Source organism: Paenirhizobium selenitireducens ATCC BAA-1503 (assembly GCF_000518785.1).
Lineage (GTDB): Bacteria > Pseudomonadota > Alphaproteobacteria > Rhizobiales > Rhizobiaceae > Allorhizobium > Allorhizobium selenitireducens.
Genome location: NZ_KI912495.1, coordinates 292,522 through 315,964, shown reverse-complemented (window position 1 = coordinate 315,964; position 23,443 = coordinate 292,522). Strand labels below are relative to the sequence as shown.

Genomic DNA, 23,443 nt, shown 5'->3' with positions numbered 1-23,443 from the left:
GGCTCAGCGCTTCCCGACTGCTAAGCCTCGCGCCAGTTCGGCCGCTTAAGCAAACAAGCAGCTCGGTGCCCGACGATTCGCCGGTCGTATCGTCAGCCCGAAGCGCCTGTTCAGCCCCTTCCGCGCACGATCCCGCGGAAGGGGCATTTATGCGAGGCCGCCATGCCCAAACTATCCGTCTGCATTCCCGTCGAACCCGGCCAGCCGGCCCCGACCTATCTGGTCAACCGGCTGCTGGAGGAGCCCGAATCCAGCATCGAGGTGATCGTCGCCGCCTGCGGCGTGCGCGAAGGGGCATGGCCCTATCTGGAGGCCCGCGCGGCAGAGGATCCGCGGCTGCGTGTGCTGCCCACCGCCCCGGCCGGACTCTCCGCCGCCAATCTGTGGATCGGCACGCTTGCTGCGGCCACGGGAGACTGGGTCTCGCTGGTCGGCCCCGAGGACATGATCCAGCCCGACCTGCCCAAGCTCGTCGCCTATGCCGAGGACAAGCATCCCGATGCCGACACGCTCGGCTGGAACGCGTTTTCCATCGCGCCCGATGCGCCGCGCACGATCAGCACCACGGTCGCCGTGCCGATCGTCCACCACCTCGCCGACATCGAAAAATCCCGCATGCTGGAAGCCTTCTTCCAATGGACCGGCAGCCAGAACACGCCCCGTATGCCGTTCGGTCTCTATCACGGCGCAGTCAAGCGCTCGCTGCTCGAAACCGTTCTCTCCTCCTGCGGCCAGCTCAGCTGGCTCACCCCGCTGCCGCGTTGGGAATGGGCGGCGCGCGTGCTGATCTTCTCGCAGGGACTGCTGTTGTCGCACCGGCCGCTTTCCGCGATCAGCGCCACGCCGTTCCGCCCCGTGCCGGTGCCTTCGGCGCTCGAAGGCTTCCCTTTCGACGCGCGCATCGGCCTGACCGCCACGATCGCCGAGGTCCAGGCCCGTGTCCTGCACGAGCTCGGCGCCAGCTGGGCCGGCTTCAACGAGGATTTCGTCAAGGCCTGCGTGGTCGACTGCATGCGCGAGCATGACGAGGCGGCGTTCCAGCAGAAGGGTCAGGCCTATTTCGAGGCGATCCGCCGCATGCCCGGCGGCCTTGCGCTGTCCGAACAGTTCCGGCCGCAATATTTCCCGCAGCCGCCGGAGGATACCCGGCGCGGCCTGCATGCGCAGATGCTGCTGGTCGATCGCTTCATCGGCAATGCCCGGACCGCCCAGGAATTCTACGAGGTCGTCGACGCGATGCTCGCACCGATCTTCGTCATCACCGACTTCGTCCCCATCCGGGAAGACTAGGGCCGCGTCTTCGTCGGCCCTCAGCGGGCCGCAAGCGCCAGCAATCCCGGATCGTCCGGGAAGGTCGCGAGGAAGTGGTCGATGCTGCCCTTCGACAAGGCGCCGCCAGCGGCAAACATCCGTCCCTCCCCGCTTGCCCGATCGCGCTGCTGCGTGGAGAGGAACCAGTCCGCCGGCTCGGAGCCGAGCAGGCCGGCAAAATCGATGCGCGTCTTCGGTTCTCCCATCAGCGCGCGGTAGTGTTCTTCGAGCAGGCCGGCCGAACGGCGCGGCTGGTATCGGTCGCGCGCCGTCGTCCGAGCAGCCGCGGACAGGCGTGCCCGCTCGTCCGAGTCCTCCAGCAGACGCCCGAGCCTTGCCGCCATATCGGCCGGATCGGCCGCGACCACGCCGTTGACGCCGTCGGTGACGATCGCGCATTCGGCCGGATTGGCCAACACCACCGGCACCAGCCCCAGCGACATCGCCTCGATCAGCGCATTCTCCGCCGTACCGTAGTGATCCTCGCGAAGCGGATAGAAGAAGATGCCGGCGGCCTGCAATGCGGCGCGCGGATCCGCCGTCTGGCCTTGGAGCTGCACCCGTTCGGGATGGCGCATGGCGCGGGCGCGGCGGGCCGGCTCGCCTTCGGGGTCGAAGCCGCCCCAGACCGACACGCGAATATCGGCATTGTCCACCGCGTCGATAATGTCGAAGAAGGCGGGATGCATCTTCACGAAATCGACCGTGCCGAGATAGGCGACCGCTGCCGACGTCCCGCTCGCCGGCATCGCATCCGCGGTGCGCTCATCCTCGAAGCCAAAGCCGGAACCGACGACACCGAGACGCGCGCGCACCGCGCCCGGCAGGGCGGCAATGTCCGGGGACTGCAGCGAACAGGGAGAGGTGAAGACGAAACGCCCGGCGGCGGCGATCAGGCCGGTCGGAATGTAGGGCGCACAAAGCCCCGAGACATGGGCCCAGAAGAGGCTCCGCATCGGCGGCAGGTCGGCGGTGGCCAGAAGATGGTAGAGCCGCGGATGGTTCCACCATTCGATCTGGACGATGTCGGCGTCCTCGATCAGCTCCGCGAGCGAAACGCCCTGGCCGGCATGATGGAGGCGGCCGCCCGCCTGCTCGACGAGGTCGGCATAGCGGCGGTCGCGGGGTTGTTCGAGAAGATAATAGGCGCGCCCGACCACCGGGTCGGTCGCGCCCTGGATGGCCGCGTGGGCCTTGCCGACACCGCCGCCGAGATGCGGCGTGATGTGCAGGATTTTCATTCGGCGGCGATGGGAGCCATCGGCTTGAGACCGCCCGGCGCCTTGACGGCCGGGTTGATCGTCACCTTCTCGCGGAAGCGCTCGAGCAGCATTTCGCGGTGGTTGTCGATATTGTCCGGCAGGCAGTGCGTGAGCTGGCCGCAGCTGCCGCAGACCTTGTTCTCGCAACGACGCCCTTCGAGGTGCTGCAGGCGCAGCGCGTTCATCGCGTCGGAGGTCCAGATCTGGCTGAGCGGCGTGGTGCGCACGTCGCCGATGATCAGCTTGCGGCCCCAGTCGAGGAAGCAGGACGAGACGAGGCCGTCGGCGTTCACGCTCATGGCATAGAAGATGTAGGGGCAGGTATCGGTCGGCTTCAGTTCCTGCTGGTAGATGCCGACTTCGCCGATCTTGATGCCCGAACGTTCCTCGACGTCGAATTCCGGCCAGCATGGGGCGAAATTCTCGATGAAGATGCGGTCGCAATAGTCGCCGAAGGTGTCGAAGAATTCCTGGCGCTGCGCCTCGGTGATGAGCTCGCCGGGGATCTTGATCGACACTTCCATGTCGCCCTTGTTGGCGTCCAGCCACTTCACGCCGGCGACGAACTTGTCGAAGTCGAAGTCGAAGCCGGTGAACTCCTGATAGGTTTCCCGGGTCATGCCGTCGACGGAGATGTTGATCTTGTCGAGGCCCGCCTCGATCACCGGGCCGAGGCGCTCCGGCGTCAGGAAGGTGCCGTTGGTGGTGGTGTCGATATAGTCGACATAGCCGCTCTTCTTGGCATAGGCGATCATGTCGGCGAGGCGCTTGTTGAGGAAGGGCTCGCCGTCCTTGTACATGCGCAGCACCTTGATCGGCTTGCCGAAGCCGGCCAGGTCGTCGATCGTCTTGGTGAAGACGTCGTATTTCATCGCGCCCTGATAGCGGCCGGTATCGGCGATCAGCTGGCGGTGACCCGTCGGACAGAAGGTGCACTTGAAATTGCAGGAACTCGCCGGATCGACAAAGACGATGAAGGGCGTTTCGAGCGGGATGACGGTCTCGAGCGGGGTCCGGTCATCGAGATTGATCCGCGGCTTCAACTGGGCTTTCATTCAGCGTCTCCGGCATTCGGGTAGGAGTGATCGCATTGCATAGACCGACCACAGCCGCCGGATCGGAGGGATGGATCGCGGCCGTTCCGAACTCCAGCAGGTCGCGCCTGCCGTATTCGTCGGCGATCCGTTCCGCCAATTGGCGTATCGTCGTCGGGATACCAGAACAAATGTTGATTGCGCCAGGCTGACCTGTCTCAACCACATCGGCGATCATCGCCCCAGCCTGCCGCACGTCGAGAAAGTCCCGAAGCTGCGTTCCCGCGGAAAGTCTTGCGACTTCGCCGCGACCAAGCCGTTCGCGGATATAAGGCACGAGACGGGCGGCATATTCCCCCTCGCCATGCAGGTAGAAAAGCCTGCACCAGGAGAAGGTCGCCTCCGTCTTCGCGAAGTACTCTGCCAGCATCTGGTAAACGGAAAGTTTACACGCCGCATAGAGTGTCGCCGGCTCAAGCGGCGCGTCGATCGTCAGCCGCTCCGACGGCAAGCGGTATTCCATGCACGTACCAACGCCGATGAAATGGCGGATTCCGGCATCCACGGCGCCCCGGGCGAGCGCCAGCGTGCCGGTGACGCAATCGAGATTGAGCGGGGAATCGAGATATTTGCCCGGCTCGACATACCAGGCGGCGTGGATGACCACATCGACCCCTTCCAGCCGTTCCGCCCACCAGTCGGCGGTCTCGGCAAAGAGATCGGACGTCAGGATAGCATGCTCGGCCCTGGCGCCTTCCAGCAGTCGCGCCGCACTGCCGGGCCGAAGCACCGGAACGACGTCATGGCCGGCCTCGGCAAGCCGGCGATGGATCTGGCGGCCGACGAAACCGGTGGCACCGGTCAACACGATCCTTGTCATGACAAGCTCCGGGAAAGGTCACGCCTGATAGATGGCATCAAAGACAGGCGGACCGGCAGGTTGTTCGAATCATCCGGGATGACAGTTTAGACGAGCCGGGCGAATTGCGGACGGAAATGATCGAAGCCAAGCAGACAGGGGCACAGGTGCCGGTCGCGGCATCGCCGGAACGACCGGCGGTGATTGCGCGCGCCTTCGACGCCCTGCCCGACCGGTCAACGTCGCTCGCCCTTCTCCGCACCATCGCCGACGAGACCTGCACGCCGGGCCCGGTTGCCCCACGCCAGCCGCTAGCACTCTATGGGGCGGGCAATCTCGGACGACTGGCGCGCGACCATCTGCGCGCCGTGGGCGAGGATTTCGCCCTGGTCGTCGACCGCAATGCCGAGGCCCTGGCGGCCAGTGGCGAATGGGCCGGCACCCGGCTCGTCCATCCCGACGCCGTCGATATGGACACCAAGATGCGAGCCATGCTCGCGGTCAGCATCGTCACCAGCCCCTATATGCCGCTCCAGGCCGCCCTTGCAGCTGCCGGCTGGCGCGACATCGTGCCCTTCTACGACATCGCCGAGAGCTTCCGCGACCGCCACCCGCTGTCGAACGGCTGGTTCGCCGAGCCCTTCTCCAACGATGACGTCGCAGCCATCGGCGCGGTTCTCTCGGCCTGGGACGACGACCTGTCGCGTGCGCACCATCTGCAGTTCATCGCCTGGCGCCGCCTTCGACAGGAATGGAGCTTTGACCGCGCGCCGGTGACGATCGACGACCGTTTCTTCATTCCGCAGATCCTCGACGTGCTCAGACCGAACGAACGTTTCCTCGATGCCGGCGCCCATCACGGCAGCGTCACGGCACGTTTCATCGCGGAAACCGCCGGTCAATTTGCCTCGATCCTCGCGATCGAGCCGGACGAACAGAGCCGCACCGTGCTGGAACAAACCATCGGCGGCCTCGCTTCGGATCAGCGAAGCCGCATCACCGTCAGCGACGCGCTGCTCGACAGCGAGCGCCGCACGGTCCGCTTTCATCACGGCCTCGGCTATGCCTCGCAGATATCCTCGACCGGAACGGACGAACGCGTAACCCTTACGCTCGACGCACTTGGCGCTGCCCCGAGCTTCGTCAAGCTGCATCTCGAAGGCGGTGAACTTGGCGCCCTCAAGGGCGGCATCGCGACGCTGCGCAAATATCGCCCGATCATCGCCGCGACCGTCTATCATGACGCCGACGGAATCCAGGCCACGCCCGCCTGGCTGATGGACAATCTCGACGGTTACCGCTTCCTGTTCAGGCTGCACAGCTGGTGCGGCACCGGCGCCGTCGTCTACGCCATACCGGAAGAACGGCAATGACGATCATTCCGAGCCTTGACCAGCTTGCCCGCACCTCAGCCGACATTCGCGCCTTCGCGCTGTCGCTGCCCAACCCGCAGCGTCCGCGCACGGCGATCTACGGCACCGGCTTTCTCGGCGCCTGGGCCTGTTCCTGGCTGAAGGACAACGGCTTCGACCTCGTCGCCTGCTTCGACGGCAATCCCGACCGCGCGGGCACCCAATTCCAGGGCCTCCCTGTCCATGCGCCGGAGACAATCGGCGAGATCGGCCCGGAGCTGACGCTCATCACCGCGCGCCATGCGATCGGCCCGGTCAGCGCCCGGCTCGAAACACTCGGCGTCGCCAGCCTGTCCTTCGACGCATTCTATGGGGCGCTGCATTTCGAGGCCTTTGCCGCGGTCCATGAGCTTCTCGACGACGAGCGCTCGCGCGACGTGCTGCGCGCCGTCCTCGCCGCAATGCTGACCGGCGAGAAATCCTATTGCGAGGCGGTGTTCGAGAAGGACCAGTATTTCTGCCTGCCGCGCTTCTGCGGCGTGGAGAAGGAGATCTTCGTCGATGCCGGCGCCTATGTCGGCGACAGCGTCGAGCGCTTCATCTGGACGCATTACGGCGTGTTCGCCAGGATCCATGCCTTCGAGCCCGGCGCGCGCCAGCACCGGGCGCTGAAGGCGAGGACCGATCGGCTCATCGAGGAATGGGCGCTCGATCCGCAGGCGATCGTCATCAACCGCAGCGGGCTTGGCGCCGGCGAGGCGCAGATGGCCAGCGCCAGCCAGAGCGGTCAGTTGCAGAGCCTGGCACTCGGCACGGCGGGTGCAGGCCCGGATGCGGTCGCCGTGACTTCGCTCGACCGCTATCTGGACGGCGCGCCGGCCAGCTTCATCAAGGCGGATGTCGAGGGCATGGAGATGGCCCTGCTCCAGGGGGCGGCCGAGACGATCGCGCGCTGCCGCCCGAAGCTCGCCATCTGCGTCTATCATTATCCGTCCGACATACCGCAAATCTCGAGTTACCTGAAATCGCTGGTGCCGGACTACCGGTTCGCCCTGCGCCATCATTCCCCGCAACTCATGGAAACCGTGCTTTACGCCTGGACCGAGTGAAGCGGCCATTCAAGAGGAGTTACCCATGGATCCTGTCGAACACTTCCGCGACTACGTCGCCAACAATATCCGGGAAATCGGCGAGGACCGGGATTTCATCGGCCTGTCGAACATCTGGGTGCGGGAATCGATCCGCCACCGCTATGCGCAGAATTTCACCTGGCTCGGCCGGCCGATCATCCAGGTGCCGCAGGACACCTATGCGATCCAGGAACTGATCTGGACCTGCCGTCCCGATCTCGTCATCGAGACCGGCATCGCCCATGGCGGCTCGCTAGTGATGAGCGCTTCGATGCTCGCCATGCTCGACTATTGCGACGCCGTGCAGTCGGGCACCGTGCTCGATCCGAAGGCCAGCCGCCGCAAGGTGGTGGGCGTCGATATCGACATCCGCGCCCATAACCGCGCCGCGATCGAAGCCCACCCGCTGACCCACAAGATCCACACCATCCAGGGCTCCTCGGTCGCCGACGACGTCTTCGCCCAGGTCAAGGCCCATGCCGAGGGCTATGACCGGGTCATGGTCTTCCTCGATTCCAACCACACGCACGAACACGTGCTCGCCGAGCTCGAACTCTACGCGCCGCTCACCTCGAAGGGTTCCTATTGCGTCGTCTGGGACACCGGCGTCGAAGACCTGCCGGCCGACATGTGCAACGACCGCCCCTGGGGCAAGGGCGACAACCCGAAGACCGCGGTCTGGGAATACATGAAGCTGCTGGAGAGCGAAGGCCGCACGGCGCGCGACGGCGAGCCGCTGAAATTCGCCTATGACAAGACGATCGAGAACAAGATCACCATTACGGCCTCGCCGGACGGCTTCCTGAAGCGCGTCTGAGGCTCGGCGAACGTCGGTCCCGAAAACAACAAGGCCGCGGTCGTGACCGCGGCCTTGTTGTTTCTGCTTCGGCCGTCAGGGCCTTCAGCCGGGTTCAGGCGATGCGCTTCTGGGTCGTCTGGATCGGCCGCTTCTCGCCGACGGGCGTCATCAGTTCCTCTTCCCAGGGGAAACGCAGGCCGTCCGGCCGGACTTCTACCTGATCGGCCGGGCGGATCAGGCCATTGATGACGTCGAGCAGTTCAACCGGCGTCTTCACGCCGGCGATGTCGGAGCGGATGAAGGTTCCGGCGAGGTTCGAGCCGCTGATCTGCAGGCTGAAGCGCATGTCCTTGAACACCGGCTGGAAGTGTTCGAGGAATTTCCCCCTCCGCCAGTTCCTGAAGGCGGTCGCATAACCCTCCCGGACGATGTTGAACGATTCCTCGTCGCGGAACATCTCGGTATTGAGGGCGCAGGACTTGGCAAAATTCTTTTCCCATCCATCATAGGTCAGCTTGTACTTGGCGCGGAACCATTGCTGGCAGATGCCGATGGAGGCCGTGACCCCCAATATGCTCTGGAAGGGAAAGTCCCGCAGGAGCGGGTCGTCGTCGAAGTTGCGGCCGAGCTCGGCCATGAAGATGTCGACCTTCTTCTTGATGTCCGCGAGCTTGCCGATCGAATAGGAATTGCTCTCCGGACAGCTTCCCATGACCGAGAAGGTCCTCTGGCAGAAGGCGAAATGCTTGCCCTCGACCATCACCTTCATCGCCATGTCATAGTCGATGACCGGGTGTTCGAAATAGCGCCCGCCATATTTGCGGCGGATCCGGTCGAGCAGCTGGCGCGAGACCGCCGAATGGTAGATCGAGTAACCCGAGGTCGGAACGGTGGTCGCCTCGAACCAGCCGAACATGCGCTTGAGCAACTGGTCGCGCGGAACCTTCACCACAAAGGAATTGAACGGCACATGGATGCTGGTGTTCCTCTGGCCCGGCGACGGCCAGCTATAGCTCGCGACACCCCAGGCGAAGGCCTCCGTCTCCGGATTGGCGGCCAGCACCTTCTTGAGCACGATCATGACGTCGGGGTCGATATAGTCGTCGTCGCCGATCACGGTCACCCAGTCGCCGGTCGCAGCCGCGAGCGTGCGTTCCCAGTTCTCGATCATCGGCAGCGTGCGGTCGGTCGACGGCAGATAGACGATGCGCGGATCGCCGGCATGGGCGCGCATGTAGTCGTTCATCACCGACGGATCGTCGGAATTGTCGACGAAGACGAATTCGATGTCGTCGCGCCCGGTGCGCAGCAGGCCTTCGATGGTCTTCTGGAAGTAGTATTGGCGATTGCGCGAGGGCACGCAGATCGACAGGCGCGTCTTCTCAGCCATGGTCTTCTCCGCTCCTATTCCTTCGGCGGCTCCGCTTGTTGGTCGGCGGCTCGCCGCCCGCGACGCCGTCACTCCGGCCGGAGCGTTCCGCGCATCGGCGGTGTCGCAACCTTGATGGTCGGGGCATCGCCTTTGGGCAGCGGTTCGATCAGGGGTGAACCGTCAGTGTCGGCACCGCCGTCACGAACTTCCCATCCCAGCCGGTTATATACGAAAGCTGTCGCTTGATTTCTGTCTGAAGATTCCATGGCAGTATCACCACCCTTTCAGGCTTTTCGGATTTCAGGACGTCTTCGGATACGACCGGAACCCGGCTGCCCGGCAGGAAGGTGCCCTGCTTGGCCGGGTTCTTGTCGACGACGAAGGCGAGGAGATCCGGCTTCACGCCGGCGAAGTTCAGAAGCGTGTTGCCCTTGGCCGCCGCGCCGTAGGCGGCGACCCTGAGGCCCTGGCGCTGGCAGTCGATCAGGAATTCCAGGAAGTCGTTGCGCACGCGCTGTGCGGTGGCCTGGAAGCCGGCATAGAAGGCAGATTCGCGCATGCCCGCCGAAGTCTCGGTGGCCAGCATGGCGGCAACGCTCTCGCTCACCGGATGGGCTGCCGTATCGGCGCGGTCGGCGAAGACCCTCAGGCTTCCGCCATGCCAGGGCGTGGTCTCGACGTCGAACACGCGCAGGCCGTTGGCGGCGAAGATGCGCTCGACGGCGGTCAGCGACAGGTAGGAATAGTGCTCGTGATAGGCGGTGTCGAACTGCGCTTCCGTCACCATGTTGAGCAGGTGCGGGAACTCGAAGGTAGCAACGCCCGTCGGCTTCAGCAGCCGGGCAAAGCCGGCGACGAAATCGTTGATGTCAGGCACATGGGCGAGCACGTTGTTGGCTGCCATCAGGTCGGCACCCCAGCCCTCGGCCGCCAGGCGCGCGGCAAGCACAACGCCGAAGAAATCCTCGACGATCTCGATGCCCTTTTCGCGCGCCGCCGTCGCCGTGCTGGTGGTCGGTTCGACACCGAGGCAGGGAATGCCGCGGGCCTTCACATATTGCAGCAGGTAGCCGTCATTGGCGGCGATCTCGACGACGCGGGAGGCGGCGTCGAGCCCGAAGCGCTCGGTCATGGCCGCGACATAGGCCTCGGCATGGCCGAGCCAGGAGGTCGAGAACGAGCTGAAATAGGCGTAGCTCTCGGAGAAGAAGGTCTCGCGCGAAGCAAAATCCTCGGTCTGCACAAGCAGGCATTCGTTGCAGACGCGGATCACCAGCGGATACCAGAGTTCAGGCTTTCCCAGATCGACCTGCCGGACATAGGAATTCGACGGCGGCGCGGTGCCGAGGTCGAGAAAGGGACCCATGTTCTGCGACTGGCAGTGACGACACTTCATGCGGCAAGTCCTCGGTAGTCGGTGCCAAGCTGGGGGTGAGCCGCATCGCGCGGCGACAGGTGCGCGACCGGCAGGGGCCAGGCGATGGCGAGCCGGGGATCGGTCGGGCTCAGGCCCCCTTCCGCCTCGGCGCGATAGGGGGCGGAATGGGCGTAGATCATCCGCACATCATCGCTCAGCGCCTGGAAGCCGTGCGCGAAGCCCTCGGGGATGAGGAAGGAACAGGCATTGTCGGCCGAAAGCTCGACCGCGACATGCTCAAGGAAGGTCGGCGAGCCGTGTCTCAGATCAACCGCCACGTCGAGAATGCGGCCGGCGACGCAGGTCACCAGCTTGATCTCGCTGTAGGGCGGGTTCTGGAAGTGCATGCCGCGAACCGTGCCGGCAAAGCGCGAGGCGCTCTCGTTGACCTGGGCGACCGGCCCGCGCCAGCCGATTTCGGCCAATTCCTCGGCGCAGAACAGACGCGAGATGTGTCCCCGCTCGTCGGCGATCTTCCGCCGCTTGAGGACCAGCAGTCCCTCGATCGGCGTCGTTTCGACTTCGAAGCGCGCGGTCATACGGCCGCTCTCAGGGGAAGGTCGTAGGCCGCCTCGAAGGCGGCGATATCGGCGAGGCAGAGGTCGAGCGCCGATCCACCCGACGCAAGCCGGCGATACCAGGCCATGGTCCGCGTCACGGTTTCGTCGAGGTTCCAGACCGGCCGGTAGCCGAGCGTGCCGCCGGCACTGGACGAATCCAGCATCAGGTAACCTGCCTCGTGCGGCCCTTCCGAGCCGTCGCCGAGAACGACCGCGCCGCCGCCATAGGCCGCCTGAGCCTTGTCGAGCACGGTCGCGACGGTTGCCGCCGCCTGGTGGTCGGGTCCGAAATTGAGGCTCGGGGCGAAGGACGGCTGATCCCACAGCCGTTCGGCCATCATCAGGTAACCGTTCAGCGGCTCCAGAACATGCTGCCAGGGTCGGACTGCCTGCGGCCGGCGCACCATCAGCGGGCAGGCGGCGCCCCAGGCCCGGACGGCGTCCGGGATCAGGCGATCCTCGGCCCAGTCGCCGCCACCGATCACATTGCCGGCACGCGCGGTCGCAAGGCCGATGCCGCGGGCGGAAAAGAAGGAGGAGCGATAGCTTGCGGTGACGATCTCGGCCGCCGCTTTGCTGGCGCTGTAGGGATCGTGACCGCCGAGCGGATCGCTCTCGACGAAGGGGGCCGCCGTCTCCGGATTGGCATAGACCTTGTCGGTGGTGACGACGACGATCGAACGCACGTCGGGGGCGATGCGCAGCGCATCAAGCAGGTTGGCCGTGCCCTGCACGTTGGTCTCGTAGGTGCCGATCGGATCGCGGTAGCCGGCGCGCACCAGCGCCTGGGCGCCGAGATGAAGGACGATTTCCGGCTTGGACAGCATGACGCGGGCCGCGACCGCATGACGATCGCGCAGGTCGCAGATCTCGGCCGCCGCCGGCTTGCCGTTGAGGAGATGGAAAAGCGACGGCTCGGTCTCGGGCACCAGCGACAGGCCGGTCACCCTGGCGCCCATTTCGGCAAGCCAAAGCGCGAGCCAGCTTCCCTTGAAGCCGGTATGACCGGTCAGAAGAACGCGCTTGCCTTTCCAGAATGCGGGATTGGCCATGGTCACCACGACTTCCACGGCGGGTTGCCGCCGTTCCACAGGCTTTCGAGATGGACCTTGTCGCGCAGCGTATCCATCGGCTGCCAGAAGCCGGTGTGGAAGAAGGCCTTGAGCTGGCCGTCATTGGCGAGCCCGGACAGGGGTTCCGCCTCCCAGCTGGTCGAATCGTCGGCGATGCGGTCGATGCATTTCGGGTCGAGCACGAAGAAGCCGCCGTTGATGAAGCCGCCCTCGCCCTCGGGCTTTTCGACGAAGCCTTCAACCGTGTCGCCGTCGAGCTTCAGCGCACCGAAGCGGGCGGGCGGGCGAACCGCCGTCACCGTCGCCTGCCGGCCATGGCTCTTGTGGAAGCGGACAGTTGCGCCGATGTCGACGTCGCACAGGCCGTCGCCATAGGTGAAGCAGAAGGCTTCCTCGTCCTTGAGATAGTCGGCGACACGCCTGAGGCGCCCGCCGGTCATCGAGTTCTCGCCGGTATCGACCAGCGTCACCCGCCAGTTCTCGGCGCTCTTGCGATGGAACTGCAGGCGGTTCTCGGCCAGGTCGAAGGTGATGTCCGACATGTGCAGGCCGTAATTGGCGAAGTATTCCTTGATGACATAACCGCGGAAGCCGCAGCAGATGATGAAGTCACGGATGCCGTGGCCGTGATAGAGCTTCATGATGTGCCAGAGGATCGGTCGTCCACCGATCTCGATCATCGGCTTGGGCTTCAGGTGGGTTTCTTCGGCAATGCGCGAACCGAGACCGCCGGCGAGAATGACGGCCTTCATTGAAAACGCCCGTCGGCCAGACCGGATTCCGGCTTGCCGGCACCCCGTTCATCATTCCCCGCAGCAAAACCCATGATTTGTCCCACGCCCCACGAACATTCCATCGTGGGCGCAGGCTAGCGGACGAAGCTGTCGTCAAACTTGACGAGCGAGAGGGGGCTCGGCGGCCCTCGGCCGCCGCTTGATCAGAACCCGCCTGCGGCGAGACGACGGCGCAAAGCGCCGATGTCGTGGGTCGCATCCTGCTCGAGGCGCTCTTCCCAGGCCAGCGCCGTTTCGACGATCACGTCAAGATCGGCGTAGTGCGGCGACCAGCCGAGTGTCTGGCGCGCCAGCGTCGAATCCGCGACGATGAAGGCTGCGTCGCCGGCGCGGCGCGGACAATATTCGACGGCAAACGGACGGCCGGCGACCCGGGCCACCGCAGCCAGCACGTCGAGCACGGAATAGCCCGATCCATAGCCGCAATTGGCGACCAGCGACGGCTCGCCACGACGCAGATAGGCGAGCGCCCGCAGATGCGCCTGAACCAGGTCGCTCACATGGATGTAGTCACGAACGCCCGTGCCGTCGTGCGTCGGGTAGTCGGTGCCATAGACCGCAACCGAGCGGCGCTTGCCGAGCGCGGTCTCGCAGGCCACCTTGATCAGATGGGTCGCCCGGTCGGTCGACTGGCCGGTCCGGCCCTTCGGATCGGCGCCGGCGACGTTGAAGTAGCGCAGCGCGACATAGCGGAAATCATGGGCGCGGGCGGTATCGCGCAGCATGAGTTCGCTCATCAGCTTGGACTGGCCATAGGGATTTTCCGGCAGGAGCGGCGCGCTTTCCTTGACCGGCTCTGCGGCCGCGGGCGTGCCGTAGACGGCGGCCGTCGACGAGAAGATCAGCTTGTCGATCCCGGCCTTGACGGCCGCCGACAGCAGGTTGCGGGTATTGCCGGTGTTGTTCTCGTAGTAGCCGAGCGGATCGGACACCGATTCCGGCACGACGATCGAACCGGCGAAATGTATGATCGCCTCGATCTGGTTCTCGAAGAAGACCTGCCGCAGCAGATCCGCGTCGCCGATGTCTCCGAGGTAGAACCGCGCCTGAGGCGCGACGGCCCAGCGGAAACCTGTCGATAGCCGGTCGATGACCACCACGTCCTCGCCTGCATCCAGCAGAGCCCAGACCATGTGGCTTCCAATATAGCCGGCCCCACCCGTTACCAAGATCGCCATGTTCATACTTCCCGCAATTCATTCACGGGACGACCCTAGGCAATCGCGGCTTTAATTTTGCTTACAATCCGCAGTCATGCTCAGTATTGGCACAGTTTAGTTACAAGTATAGAAAATACACTATTGCAAATTTCGATAGAATTTTATCGATCGGGGCGCGAAGGACCGAACCCGCGCCCGATCCCGGCGATCAGAATGCCAGGATGTAGCGGCACAGCCGGTCGGCCGCTTCCTCGATCTGTTTCGGATTGCGCAGGAAGCAGGCGCGCAGGAAGTTCTCGCCACCCTTGCCGAAGGCCGAACCCGGTGCGAGCGCCACACCGGTGCGATCGACGATGTCGAGCGCCGCCTGGCGGCTGTCGGTGATGCCGTCGATCTTCAGGAAGGCGTAGAGCGCGCCGTCGGGCTTCAGGGTCTCGACCCGGTTGGTGGCGATCAGGGCGTCGCAGAGCAGGTCGCGCGACTTGGCCGCGCGCTCGAAGTTCTCGCGAACGAAGCCGTCCCCCAGGTCGAGCGCCGCCACGGCGCCGCGCTGCATGAACTGGGCGACACCGGAGGTGGAATACTGGATCAGGTTTTCGAGAACCTGCCCCGTTTCCGGCGGGGCGACGATCCAGCCGACTCGCCAGCCGGTCATCGACCAGTTCTTGGAGAAGGAGTTGGCGAACAGCACGCGGTCGCCCTCGACCATGACGTCGAGAAAGGACGGCGCTCGATGTCCGCCGCCGTAGTAGTAGAGCGCATAGATCTCGTCGGCGAGGATCCACAGGCCATGGCGACGTGCGAGTTCGAGGATCGCCTTCAGGTCTTCGTGGGTTGCCGTCCAGCCGGTGGGGTTGGAGGGCGTGTTGATGAACAGGCCGCGCGTCTTCGGTGTGATCGCCTGTTCCAGCTTGTCGATGTCGAGCGACCAGCGACCATTGGCGAAGGTAAGCGGAAGCCCGACGGCGCGGCCGCCGGCGATCTCGATCGCCGAGATGATGTTCGGCCAGGCCGGCGAGAGGTAGATCATCTCGTCGCCGGGTTGGGTGAGCGCCTGGACCGAGAGCGCGATCGCCTGCATGCCCGAGCCGGTGACGTAGAAGTGTTCCGGCGAAAGCTCAACGCCGAAATGGCGGGCATAGTAGCGCGACAGCGCCTCGCGCAGCTCCGGAATGCCGCGCTGCCAGGTGTAAAAGGTTTCGCCGCCAAGGAGCGCATCGCTCGCCGCGCGATTGATGAAGTCCGGGCTCGGAAGGTCGCCCTCTCCCGCCCAGAGCGGCAGGAGACCGTCGCGTCCACGGGCATAGTTGATGATCTCGACGATGCCGCTTTCGGGTGCGGCAAGGGCGCGCGGGCTGAGATCATTCACAAGCGACATGGCAAGCCTCTTCAATTCGGCGTTTGTTCGTAAGCCAAGAGGTCTAGCCGATTGCGCCGGGAAAATCCCATGACAATCCGTGAGGGCAGAATCGATTTCGGTGATGGATGTGCGAACGGCCCGCTCCCGGCACCGCCGGGAGGCAAGCCTTAGCGGATGCCGATGTCAGCGCGACTTCAGCAGGTCGCGGATCTCGGTCAGGAGTTGGATGTCGGCCGGCGGCGGGGCGGCGTCCGCCTCCTTCTTCTCCTGCTTCTCAAGCGAGGCGCGCAGCGCGTTCACGCCCTTGACCATGAGGAAGATGATCCAGGCGAGGATCAGGAAGTTGATGATGACGGTGATGAAATTGCCATAGGCGAAGACGGCGCCCTGCTCGCGGGCGGCTTCGAGCGAGGTGGCGGTCACCTTGGAGCTCAGCGGCAGGAAATAGTTGGAAAAGTCGAAGCCGCCGAAGACGACGCCGACCAGGGGCATGACGATGTCCTGGACCAGGGAATTGACGATCAGGCCGAACGCCCCGCCGATGATCACACCCACCGCGAGGTCCATGACATTGCCGCGCGCAACGAAAGTTTTGAACTCATTCAGCATTTCCCGTGTCCTTTCAACTCTTCGACGATCCTCGGCCGTGCTTCTCGGCGCCCAGGCTTCCCCAATGATTAGCGAAAGATAAACCATTCGGGAACCGTGAATTTTGCGCTGCCCTTCCGGCCGCCTTCGACTTAAGGTCAATTCGCAAGCGATTTCAAAACGTCGGAACTTACCCTAAGCTCGCTCTGACATTGGAACGCCGTTCTAGAGGAGGAAGCGTGCTTCCAGGGTGGGTCATCTTTGCGTCGGCCTTCGCCTATCTGCTGCTGCTGTTTGCGGTAGCGAGCTATGGCGACCGGAAGACCCGTGCCCATGGCGTGCCCGAAGACGGCCGGCCGATCGTCTACGCGCTCAGCCTCGCCGTCTACTGCACTTCCTGGACCTATTTCGGCGGCGTGGGGCTCGCGGCCGAGCACGGCCTCGAATTCACCGCCATCTATATCGGCCCGATCCTGATGTTCACCATCGGCATGCCGATCGTCCGGCGCATCATCGATCTGGCGAAGGCGGAGAAGCTGACCTCCGGCGCGGACTTCATCGCCGCCCGCTACGGCAAGAACCCGATCGTCGGCATGCTCGTCACGATCATCTGCCTGGTCGGGACGATCCCCTATATCGCCCTGCAATTGAAGGCCGTGTCCAGTTCCGTCTCCGCCATGGTCGATCCGACCGAATACGGCATCGGCACCGGCAATCTCTATTTCATCGACCTGCCGCTGGTCGTCGCCTTCCTGCTCGCCTGCTTCGCCGTCGTCTTCGGCACACGCCACACCGACGCCACCGAGCACCAGGACGGCCTGATCCTCGCCATCGCCATGGAATCCGTGGTCAAGCTCGTGGCGTTCTGGACGCTCGGCATCTACGTGGTGTTCTTCCTGTTCAACGGTCCGAGCGACCTCTGGCAAAAGGCGACGGAGAACCAGGCGGTGATGACGGCGCTGTCGCACGAGACGCCGATCAGCCGGTGGCTGCTGCTGATCGCGCTGTCGGCTTTCGCCATCATCATGCTGCCGCGCCAGTTCCATGTCACCGTGGTGGAAAACCGCACCAACCGGGAACTGAAGCTCGCGGGCATCCTGATGCCGCTCTATCTGGTGGCGATCAACATCTTCGTCCTGCCGGCGGCGATCGGCGGGATCATGACCTTCGACGGCGGCGGCGACGCCGATCTCTACGTCCTGTCGCTGCCCCTGCATGGCGAGATGCGGATCGTCTCGCTGATCACCTTCCTCGGCGGCTTTTCCGCCGCGACCGCCATGGTCATCGTCGCCTCGGTGGCGCTGGCGATCATGGTGTCGAACGACATGATCCTGCCGATCTTCCTTCGGCAGAAGCTGCTGACGCGGCCGAGCCATCGCGACGATTTCGCCAAGACGCTGCTGCATATCCGCCGTTCGGCGATCTTCGCCGTCATGCTGCTCGGCTATGTCTATTATCGCTCGGCCGACAACACGACCGGGCTTGCCTCGATCGGCCTCCTGGCTTTCGCCGCCATCGCCCAGATTGCGCCGGCCCTGTTCGGGGGGCTTGTGTGGCGCCGGGCGAACGCCCGCGGTGCCATCGCCGGACTGAGCACCGGCATCTTCGTCTGGGCCTACCTGCTGTTCCTGCCCAGCCTTGGCGCCGAGGACAATTCGCAGATCGCCTCATCGATCCTCGGCTTCCTCATCCCCGGGGTCGAGATGTTCAACTCGGCCAAGGCCGATCCGCTGGTCAATGCGACGCTGTTGAGCCTGCTGGTCAACACCGCCGCCTTCGTCATCGGTTCGCTCAGCCGTAATCCACGCCCGGTCGAGCGCATCCAGTCCGGCATCTTCGTCAAGCGCCATCCGCGCTCGCAATTCGCCACGCGCGGCTGGAAGACCAGGGTCACCGTCGGCGACCTGAAGGCCGCCATCGCCCGCTATCTCGGCGACGAGCGGATGAACCGCTCCTTCCGCTCCTACGAACAGGCGGCCGGCCGGCGGCTGGACGACGACAGCCCGGCCGACATGGCCTTCATCCATTTCTCCGAACAATTGCTCGGCAGCGCGATCGGCTCGTCCTCGGCCCGGCTGGTGCTGTCGCTGATCCTGCAGAAGGCAGAGGACACCTCCGCCGACACGGCCTGGCTGCTCGACCAGGCGAGCGAGGCCCTGCAATATAACCAGGACATGCTGCAGACCGCGCTGTCGCAGATGGACCAGGGCATCGCCGTGTTCGACGCGAGCAACCGGTTGACGATCTGGAACCGCCGTTTCCGCAGCCTGCTCGACCTGCCCGAGCATGTCGGCCAGGTCGGCTTCCCGCTGTCCGAGATTGTGGCGATCCTGGCGCAACGCGGCGACGTCGCCGCCGGAGATCAGGCCCAGCTGGTCAAGCGCTTCCACCAGTTCGACAAGCCGTTCCGGCTGGTTACGGCGGCCGGCGAGCGCATCATCGAGGCGCGCTGCAATCCGATGCCGGACAAGGGCTTCGTCGCAACCTTCACCGACATCACCAGCCAGGTGGCGGCCGACAAGGCGCTGAAACAGGCCAACGAGACGCTGGAACAGCGGGTCGGCGAGCGCACGGCCGAGCTGACCCGGGTCAACCATGCGCTGGCCGAGGCGCGCGCGGCGGCAGACGAAGCGAATATCGGCAAGACCCGCTTCTTCGCCGCAGCCGGCCACGATATCCTGCAACCGCTCAATGCCGCCCGGCTCTATTCCTCGTCACTGGTCGAACGGCTCGGGGATTCGGATAATAGCAGCATGGTCCGCAACATCGATTCCGCGCTGGAATCGGTCGAGATCATCCTCGGCGCCGTACTCGACATTTCCCGGCTCGACACCGGCGCGATGAAGCCAAGGCTGGCGGCCGTGCCACTGCAGGGTTTGCTGGAACGCATCGAGACCGACTTCGCGCCGATCGCCCGCGAGAAGAACCTGAAGCTGGTGGTCATGCCGACCTCGCTCACCGTCCGCTCCGACCCCAACCTGTTGCGGCGGCTGGTGCAGAACCTCGTCTCCAATGCCATCAAGTATACGCCGTCCGGCCGCGTGCTCGTCGGTGCGCGGCGCAACGGCAAGGAGGTCGTCATCCAGGTGATGGATTCGGGCATCGGCATTCCGGCGTCGAAATTCCGCACCGTGTTCAAGGAGTTTGCCCGGCTCGAGGAGGGCATGCGCACGGCGTCCGGCCTCGGGCTTGGCCTGTCGATCGTCGATCGCATCGCCCGCGTGCTGAACCACCCGGTGCAACTGTCTTCCAAGCAGGGCAAGGGCACGACCTTCCGCGTCGTCATGCCGCTCGACCAGTCCGCGCCCGCGACGGCAACCGTTTCGGACATGCCGACGAGCGGCAAGGGGGCGATACCGCTGAAGGGTCTGCGGGTTCTGTGCATCGACAACGAGCCGAAGATCATCGAGGGCATGGAACTGCTGCTGTCGGGCTGGGGCTGCACCGTCACCTCCGCCGGCTCGATCGAAGCGCTCGACGCCATCGTTGCGGCCGACAAGACCCCGCCGGACGTCATCATCGCCGACTACCATCTGGGCGACGGCAGCGGCATCGGCGCGATCCTGCGGCTGAGGGCACTCTACGAGAGCGACCTTCCCGCCCTGCTCATCACCGCCGATCGCACGGCGGAGGTGCGGGCGGAAGCGGAACGGCAGAACATCACCCTGCAGCACAAGCCGGTGCGGCCGGCCGCGCTACGCGCCTTCGTCACCCAGGTCTCCGCCTTCAAGCAGACGGCGGCGGAATAGGCCGTCCGCCCCAGCCGAGATCGGCGGTCTATCGGCCGGCTATGGCGGCCACCTGCGGCGGGCGCTCCGCCGCCGGCCATGCGGCGCGAAGATCGGCGGCAACCGCCTCGCGGCCCAGCACGTCCCAACCAGTGCGGTCGGCCCGCACATAGCGCTGGAAGGCAAAGCCGGTGCGGCCACGCAGCGTTGCGGCGACGACCTCGTCGGGCAGGATGAGACGCCGGCCATAGACGCGCCGCTGCGGCAATCGCATCTCGGGCAGCACGGTGTTGATCAGTTCGGTGCAGAAGGTGCAGGCCGTGGTGTCGAGGTCGAAATAATAGTCGAAGGGCATGCCCACGCGCTTGTAGGATTCGACGAGCGCCAGGCGCCGGCGGGCCTGGCTCAGGCCCCTCGGCCGCAACTGGGCGACGGCATCGGCGTCGAGCGCCAGCGGAGCGTCCGACAGGTGAACGCCCTTGTTGTCCGCCTCGATGAACAGCGCGCCCTTGCGGATCGCGTCATGATACTTGCGGATCGCCGGCAGATCCCACACGCCGGCGCGGCGCAACTGCTGTTCGGTGCCGACATAGATGGCGGCATGGCCGAAATGGCCGGGGATGGTGTGACCCGACAGGCGCCCCTTGTTGTTCACGGTGATGATGTCGAGCGGCTGGAGCCCTGCCAGGAAGGTCTCCATGGCCGGCTCGTGGCGCAGCAGGTAGCCCTTGCGCCAGACGGTGGCGGCGACCAGCTTGCCGATCGCCGGGGCGAACGGCTCAGCCAATGTGACGAGACCCTTCGGGTAGCGTTCCGGCCGCTGGCAACAATCGCCGAGCCGGACATCGCCGGGCCGCGGGGCGGGAGCCGGCTTCTGGGCCGTCGTGCAGGCCGACATGAACAGCAACAGGCCAAGAAAGAGGGCGCGTGCCAGCAGACGAACGCGTGTCATCCCGCTAAAGGCCATAAGCGCTCCCTTTGCAGGAGGCACGCCGGCAAACGCGGCGAAAAAAAGCAATTGTCATGCGGAAGCAAGGCCTGTCCCCACCCTTGCGCCGATCCCGATCCGCACGCAGGCACCATTTATCCAAACTCTTGCAAATACCTAATCCGACGCGCGCGGCAAATCAATCACCGCGCGGACTGGCCGAAGGTCGCATAGCCGTCAGAATCACCAGGATTTCAGCGCCCGGAGCGTCGGCGTCTTCTTGAACATGTGCTCGTCCATGCGGGCAAGCAGCCGGTCCAGCAGTTCGACCGCCTGGCCGACGGCGGGCCCCTTGTTGAGCATGACGCATTCCGCCCGGGCGGCCATGGCGGCATCGGTCATTTCGCCCCGGGTCGGAATGCCCTCCCGCACCAGGTCCTCGAGCACCTGCGTCGCCCAGACCGCGGGCACCGAGGCGGCTTCGCTGATCCACAGGATCTCCTCCTGCATCTCGGCCAGCCGTTCGAAGCCGATCTCGGCGGCAAGGTCGCCGCGCGCGATCATCACCCCGAACGGGCCACGCCGGCGAGCCTTGGCGATCAGGGCCGGCAGGTTGCGTACGGCCTCTGGCTGCTCGATCTTGGCGATCAACCCGAGCGTCCGGTCGGCCATACCGTGCCGTTCCAGCATGCTGTCGAGCAGGTCGATGTCTTCCGGGCGGCTGACGAAGGAATAGCCGATCATGTCGGCGCATTCGATCACGGTGACGAGGTCGGTCTCGTCCTTGGCGGTGAGCGGCGACAGGCCGAGTGCGGTATCGGGCAGGTTGATGCCCTTTTCCGGCTTCAGCTTCGAGCCGCGCGCCTTGGTCTTTTCGACGCGGACCACCGCCTCGCCGTCCTCAAGGCTTTCCACCACGGCTTCCAGCTTGCCATCGTCATAACGCACGCGGTCGCCGACAGAGAGACGGGTGACCATTTCCGGCAGCGACACGCCGGCGGAATAGACGACATCCGCGCAGGTGCGCGGCACGCCGGATGCGACCAGGCGGATCCGGTCGCCGGCCTGGAGCCGCGCCTTCTTGTCCGGCAGGGCGACTGCGGCTGTGCGGATCTTCGGTCCGGCAATGTCCATCAGGACGGTAATGTCGCGGCCGGTTTCCTTGGCTGCGGCGCGGGCAAAACCGGCCATGGCCCGCCAGGCATCCGGGCCGTCATGCGCGCAATTGATGCGCGCCACGTCCATGCCGCGACGGGCCAGGTCGAGAATGAAGTCTGGACCGTCCGCCGCCTCGCTCGGCAGCGTGACCATGATCCGGGTGCGGCGATTGGCCGGCGGCTTGCCGAACAGGGCCGAGGATGCCTCCTCGAGGCGCACTTCGCCGTCGAAGAATTCCGCCTCGGACGGCATGGCCATCGGCTTTTCGCGGCCGGCGAGCGCCGCAAGCGCGACGATCACGGCATCCAGCGTCGGCAGCACCCGGCTTTCCAGTCGGCCGAGCGACGACAGGCCGAGGCACATCAGGCGACGTTGCAGCGGCCGGAGATCATGGTGGCGCAGGCAGAGATAGTGGGCGAGGTTGGCGATCGCGGGGTCGGCCGGCATTCCTTCGCTTCCGGCAAAACCAGCGATCAGCGGTGTCGCGGCCTCGACCACGGCCACACGCAGCGCCAGCAGCTCATCGAGCAGGGCCGAAGCCTGCAATGCCTCGCGGCGGAAATCCTGGCTGTTCATGCACTTCCCCTCTTTCACCCTGCGAATCCCGCACGGCCGGTGCTTGGGAAAACGCGGCTGGACGGGCCTCATGGAGCCGAAGCTTATCCTAACCTATCGCTTTGACCGATATATGACGAAATCCGTATGCGACAGATAGCCTCGGAAAACGACCGCCCCCTCCTTCCGGCCAATAGCGCCGGGCGCAAATCCCCCCTAGGCTGTCTGTCCGATCATTCATCGCCAGGGAGGGGCCATGCGGATCGCCATCATGTCGGACATTCACGCCAATCGCCAGGCGTTCCAGGCCGTTCTCGCCGCCGCGAGCGAGCGGGGTGCGGCGCGTCACGTGATCCTCGGCGACATCGTCGGCTATGGCGGCGATCCGGTCTGGTGCGTCGACAAGACGATGGAGCTTGCTGGCGGCGGCGCGATCGTCATTCGCGGCAACCATGACCAGGCGGTGTCTGATCCGTCCGTTTCGATGAACGAGACGGCGCGTGCGGCGATCGACTGGACGCGAACCCAGCTGAGCGATGCGCAGAAGGCCTATCTTTGCGGCCTGCCGCTGGAGGTCGAGGACGGCGAACGGCTCTATGTGCACGCCGACGCATCGGCCCCCGCCCGCTTTCACTATGTCAGCGACGCGGAGACGGCGGCCGCGCATCTGCAGGCTTGCCGCGCGCGGGTCAGCTTCTGCGGCCACATCCACCGTCCGGCGCTCTATTGTCTCGGCGCGAACGGCAAGACGACCCCGTTTGCTCCCTCGTCTTCGACCGGAATTCCGCTTTTGCCGCAGCGCCGCTGGCTTGCTGTGATGGGGGCCGTCGGTCAGCCGCGCGACGGCAATCCCGGCGCCGCCTACGGTATTCTCGACACCGATCGGGGCGAACTCGAATTTCATCGGGTCGGCTATGACATTGAGGGTGCGGCCGCGAGAATCAGGGCCGTGGGGCTTCCCGAAGGGCTGGCCACCAGGTTGTTCAAGGGAAAATGATCCGGG

19 protein-coding genes are annotated in these 23,443 nt (G+C 65.0%); 6 read left to right on the top strand and 13 right to left on the bottom strand.

Annotated features, from left to right (window positions below; genetic code table 11):
* The first annotated feature begins 162 nt into the window (after positions 1-162).
* The gene (locus tag L867_RS0122525; protein WP_028738930.1) at positions 163-1,290 is read left to right on the top strand and encodes a glycosyltransferase family protein; all 1,128 of its coding nucleotides are present in this window, start codon (positions 163-165) and stop codon (positions 1,288-1,290) included.
* Positions 1,291-1,310: 20 nt separating this feature from the next.
* Here L867_RS0122525 and L867_RS0122520 read toward each other — a convergent pair whose 3' ends face one another.
* The 3 genes from L867_RS0122520 to L867_RS26160 are packed head-to-tail and all read right to left on the bottom strand — an operon-like array spanning position 1,311 to position 4,487.
* Complete coding sequence (locus L867_RS0122520) at positions 1,311-2,552, bottom strand: glycosyltransferase family 4 protein (RefSeq protein ID WP_028738929.1); 1,242 nt, start codon at positions 2,550-2,552, stop codon at positions 1,311-1,313.
* The gene (locus L867_RS0122515; protein ID WP_028738928.1) at positions 2,549-3,628 is read right to left on the bottom strand and encodes a radical SAM protein; all 1,080 of its coding nucleotides are present in this window, start codon (positions 3,626-3,628) and stop codon (positions 2,549-2,551) included. Before L867_RS0122515 ends, L867_RS0122520 begins: the two co-directional genes overlap by 4 nt.
* Positions 3,591-4,487, bottom strand: coding sequence for an NAD-dependent epimerase/dehydratase family protein (locus tag L867_RS26160; protein ID WP_051439165.1), 897 nt, complete (start codon positions 4,485-4,487; stop codon positions 3,591-3,593). Before L867_RS26160 ends, L867_RS0122515 begins: the two co-directional genes overlap by 38 nt.
* Positions 4,488-4,603: 116 nt before the next feature.
* On the opposite strand from L867_RS26160, the gene L867_RS0122505 reads away from it, so the two are divergent.
* The 3 genes from L867_RS0122505 to L867_RS0122495 are packed head-to-tail and all read left to right on the top strand — an operon-like array spanning position 4,604 to position 7,765.
* Positions 4,604-5,839: an FkbM family methyltransferase gene (locus L867_RS0122505; RefSeq protein ID WP_028738927.1), complete on the top strand. Its 1,236-nt coding sequence runs from the start codon at positions 4,604-4,606 to the stop codon at positions 5,837-5,839.
* The gene (locus L867_RS0122500) at positions 5,836-6,927 is read left to right on the top strand and encodes an FkbM family methyltransferase (protein WP_028738926.1); all 1,092 of its coding nucleotides are present in this window, start codon (positions 5,836-5,838) and stop codon (positions 6,925-6,927) included. The genes L867_RS0122505 and L867_RS0122500 overlap by 4 nt, the downstream gene beginning before the upstream one ends.
* A gap of 25 nt (positions 6,928-6,952) precedes the next feature.
* On the top strand, positions 6,953-7,765 hold the full coding sequence (locus tag L867_RS0122495; protein ID WP_028738925.1) for a cephalosporin hydroxylase family protein: 813 nt from the start codon (positions 6,953-6,955) through the stop codon (positions 7,763-7,765).
* Positions 7,766-7,859: 94 nt separating this feature from the next.
* Here L867_RS0122495 and L867_RS0122490 read toward each other — a convergent pair whose 3' ends face one another.
* The 8 genes from L867_RS0122490 to mscL form a co-directional block, all read right to left on the bottom strand.
* Positions 7,860-9,137 (bottom strand): glycosyltransferase family 2 protein, encoded by a 1,278-nt coding sequence (locus L867_RS0122490; protein ID WP_028738924.1) that lies wholly within the window; start codon positions 9,135-9,137, stop codon positions 7,860-7,862.
* A gap of 148 nt (positions 9,138-9,285) precedes the next feature.
* Complete coding sequence (locus L867_RS0122485; protein ID WP_028738923.1) at positions 9,286-10,515, bottom strand: class I SAM-dependent methyltransferase; 1,230 nt, start codon at positions 10,513-10,515, stop codon at positions 9,286-9,288.
* Positions 10,512-11,075, bottom strand: coding sequence for a dTDP-4-dehydrorhamnose 3,5-epimerase family protein (locus L867_RS0122480; protein ID WP_028738922.1), 564 nt, complete (start codon positions 11,073-11,075; stop codon positions 10,512-10,514). Before L867_RS0122480 ends, L867_RS0122485 begins: the two co-directional genes overlap by 4 nt.
* Positions 11,072-12,148 carry a CDP-glucose 4,6-dehydratase gene (rfbG, locus tag L867_RS0122475; protein WP_037174215.1) on the bottom strand — a complete coding sequence of 359 codons (1,077 nt, stop codon included), beginning with the start codon at positions 12,146-12,148 and terminating at the stop codon, positions 11,072-11,074. Before rfbG ends, L867_RS0122480 begins: the two co-directional genes overlap by 4 nt.
* A gap of 2 nt (positions 12,149-12,150) precedes the next feature.
* Complete coding sequence (gene rfbF / locus L867_RS0122470; RefSeq protein ID WP_028738920.1) at positions 12,151-12,921, bottom strand: glucose-1-phosphate cytidylyltransferase; 771 nt, start codon at positions 12,919-12,921, stop codon at positions 12,151-12,153.
* A 185-nt stretch (positions 12,922-13,106) separates the two neighbouring features.
* Positions 13,107-14,141 (bottom strand): UDP-glucose 4-epimerase GalE, encoded by a 1,035-nt coding sequence (gene galE / locus L867_RS0122465; protein ID WP_028738919.1) that lies wholly within the window; start codon positions 14,139-14,141, stop codon positions 13,107-13,109.
* A gap of 190 nt (positions 14,142-14,331) precedes the next feature.
* Positions 14,332-15,501, bottom strand: a complete 1,170-nt coding sequence (locus tag L867_RS0122460; protein WP_028738918.1) for a pyridoxal phosphate-dependent aminotransferase — start codon at positions 15,499-15,501, stop codon at positions 14,332-14,334.
* 165 nt (positions 15,502-15,666) lie between these two features.
* Positions 15,667-16,092, bottom strand: a complete 426-nt coding sequence (gene mscL / locus L867_RS0122455) for a large conductance mechanosensitive channel protein MscL (protein WP_028738917.1) — start codon at positions 16,090-16,092, stop codon at positions 15,667-15,669.
* 218 nt (positions 16,093-16,310) lie between these two features.
* Between mscL and L867_RS0122450 the strand changes: the two genes are divergently transcribed.
* On the top strand, positions 16,311-19,820 hold the full coding sequence (locus tag L867_RS0122450) for a hybrid sensor histidine kinase/response regulator (RefSeq protein ID WP_028738916.1): 3,510 nt from the start codon (positions 16,311-16,313) through the stop codon (positions 19,818-19,820).
* Between the two features lie 28 nt (positions 19,821-19,848).
* On the opposite strand, the gene L867_RS0122445 is transcribed toward L867_RS0122450, so the two are convergent.
* Together L867_RS0122445 and L867_RS0122440 are read right to left on the bottom strand one after the other, a co-directional pair.
* Positions 19,849-20,751, bottom strand: coding sequence for a YiiX/YebB-like N1pC/P60 family cysteine hydrolase (locus L867_RS0122445; RefSeq protein WP_028738915.1), 903 nt, complete (start codon positions 20,749-20,751; stop codon positions 19,849-19,851).
* Between the two features lie 219 nt (positions 20,752-20,970).
* The gene (locus tag L867_RS0122440) at positions 20,971-22,461 is read right to left on the bottom strand and encodes a pyruvate kinase (RefSeq protein WP_028738914.1); all 1,491 of its coding nucleotides are present in this window, start codon (positions 22,459-22,461) and stop codon (positions 20,971-20,973) included.
* A 235-nt stretch (positions 22,462-22,696) separates the two neighbouring features.
* Between L867_RS0122440 and L867_RS0122435 the strand changes: the two genes are divergently transcribed.
* Positions 22,697-23,437: a metallophosphoesterase family protein gene (locus L867_RS0122435; RefSeq protein ID WP_028738913.1), complete on the top strand. Its 741-nt coding sequence runs from the start codon at positions 22,697-22,699 to the stop codon at positions 23,435-23,437.
* Positions 23,438-23,443: the final 6 nt, after the last annotated feature.

Coding starts and splice junctions, on each gene's coding strand:
- L867_RS0122440 (WP_028738914.1), bottom strand. CDS start 22,461: ATGAACAGCCAGGATTTCCGCCGCGAGGCATTGCAGGCTTCGGCCCTG.
- L867_RS0122460 (WP_028738918.1), bottom strand. CDS start 15,501: ATGTCGCTTGTGAATGATCTCAGCCCGCGCGCCCTTGCCGCACCCGAA.
- L867_RS0122435 (WP_028738913.1), top strand. CDS start 22,697: ATGCGGATCGCCATCATGTCGGACATTCACGCCAATCGCCAGGCGTTC.
- L867_RS0122445 (WP_028738915.1), bottom strand. CDS start 20,751: ATGACACGCGTTCGTCTGCTGGCACGCGCCCTCTTTCTTGGCCTGTTG.
- galE (WP_028738919.1), bottom strand. CDS start 14,141: ATGGCGATCTTGGTAACGGGTGGGGCCGGCTATATTGGAAGCCACATG.
- L867_RS0122495 (WP_028738925.1), top strand. CDS start 6,953: ATGGATCCTGTCGAACACTTCCGCGACTACGTCGCCAACAATATCCGG.
- L867_RS0122525 (WP_028738930.1), top strand. CDS start 163: ATGCCCAAACTATCCGTCTGCATTCCCGTCGAACCCGGCCAGCCGGCC.
- rfbG (WP_037174215.1), bottom strand. CDS start 12,148: ATGGCCAATCCCGCATTCTGGAAAGGCAAGCGCGTTCTTCTGACCGGT.
- L867_RS0122480 (WP_028738922.1), bottom strand. CDS start 11,075: ATGACCGCGCGCTTCGAAGTCGAAACGACGCCGATCGAGGGACTGCTG.
- L867_RS0122520 (WP_028738929.1), bottom strand. CDS start 2,552: ATGAAAATCCTGCACATCACGCCGCATCTCGGCGGCGGTGTCGGCAAG.
- rfbF (WP_028738920.1), bottom strand. CDS start 12,921: ATGAAGGCCGTCATTCTCGCCGGCGGTCTCGGTTCGCGCATTGCCGAA.
- L867_RS0122485 (WP_028738923.1), bottom strand. CDS start 10,515: ATGAAGTGTCGTCACTGCCAGTCGCAGAACATGGGTCCCTTTCTCGAC.
- L867_RS0122515 (WP_028738928.1), bottom strand. CDS start 3,628: ATGAAAGCCCAGTTGAAGCCGCGGATCAATCTCGATGACCGGACCCCG.
- mscL (WP_028738917.1), bottom strand. CDS start 16,092: ATGCTGAATGAGTTCAAAACTTTCGTTGCGCGCGGCAATGTCATGGAC.
- L867_RS26160 (WP_051439165.1), bottom strand. CDS start 4,487: ATGACAAGGATCGTGTTGACCGGTGCCACCGGTTTCGTCGGCCGCCAG.
- L867_RS0122490 (WP_028738924.1), bottom strand. CDS start 9,137: ATGGCTGAGAAGACGCGCCTGTCGATCTGCGTGCCCTCGCGCAATCGC.
- L867_RS0122500 (WP_028738926.1), top strand. CDS start 5,836: ATGACGATCATTCCGAGCCTTGACCAGCTTGCCCGCACCTCAGCCGAC.
- L867_RS0122505 (WP_028738927.1), top strand. CDS start 4,604: ATGATCGAAGCCAAGCAGACAGGGGCACAGGTGCCGGTCGCGGCATCG.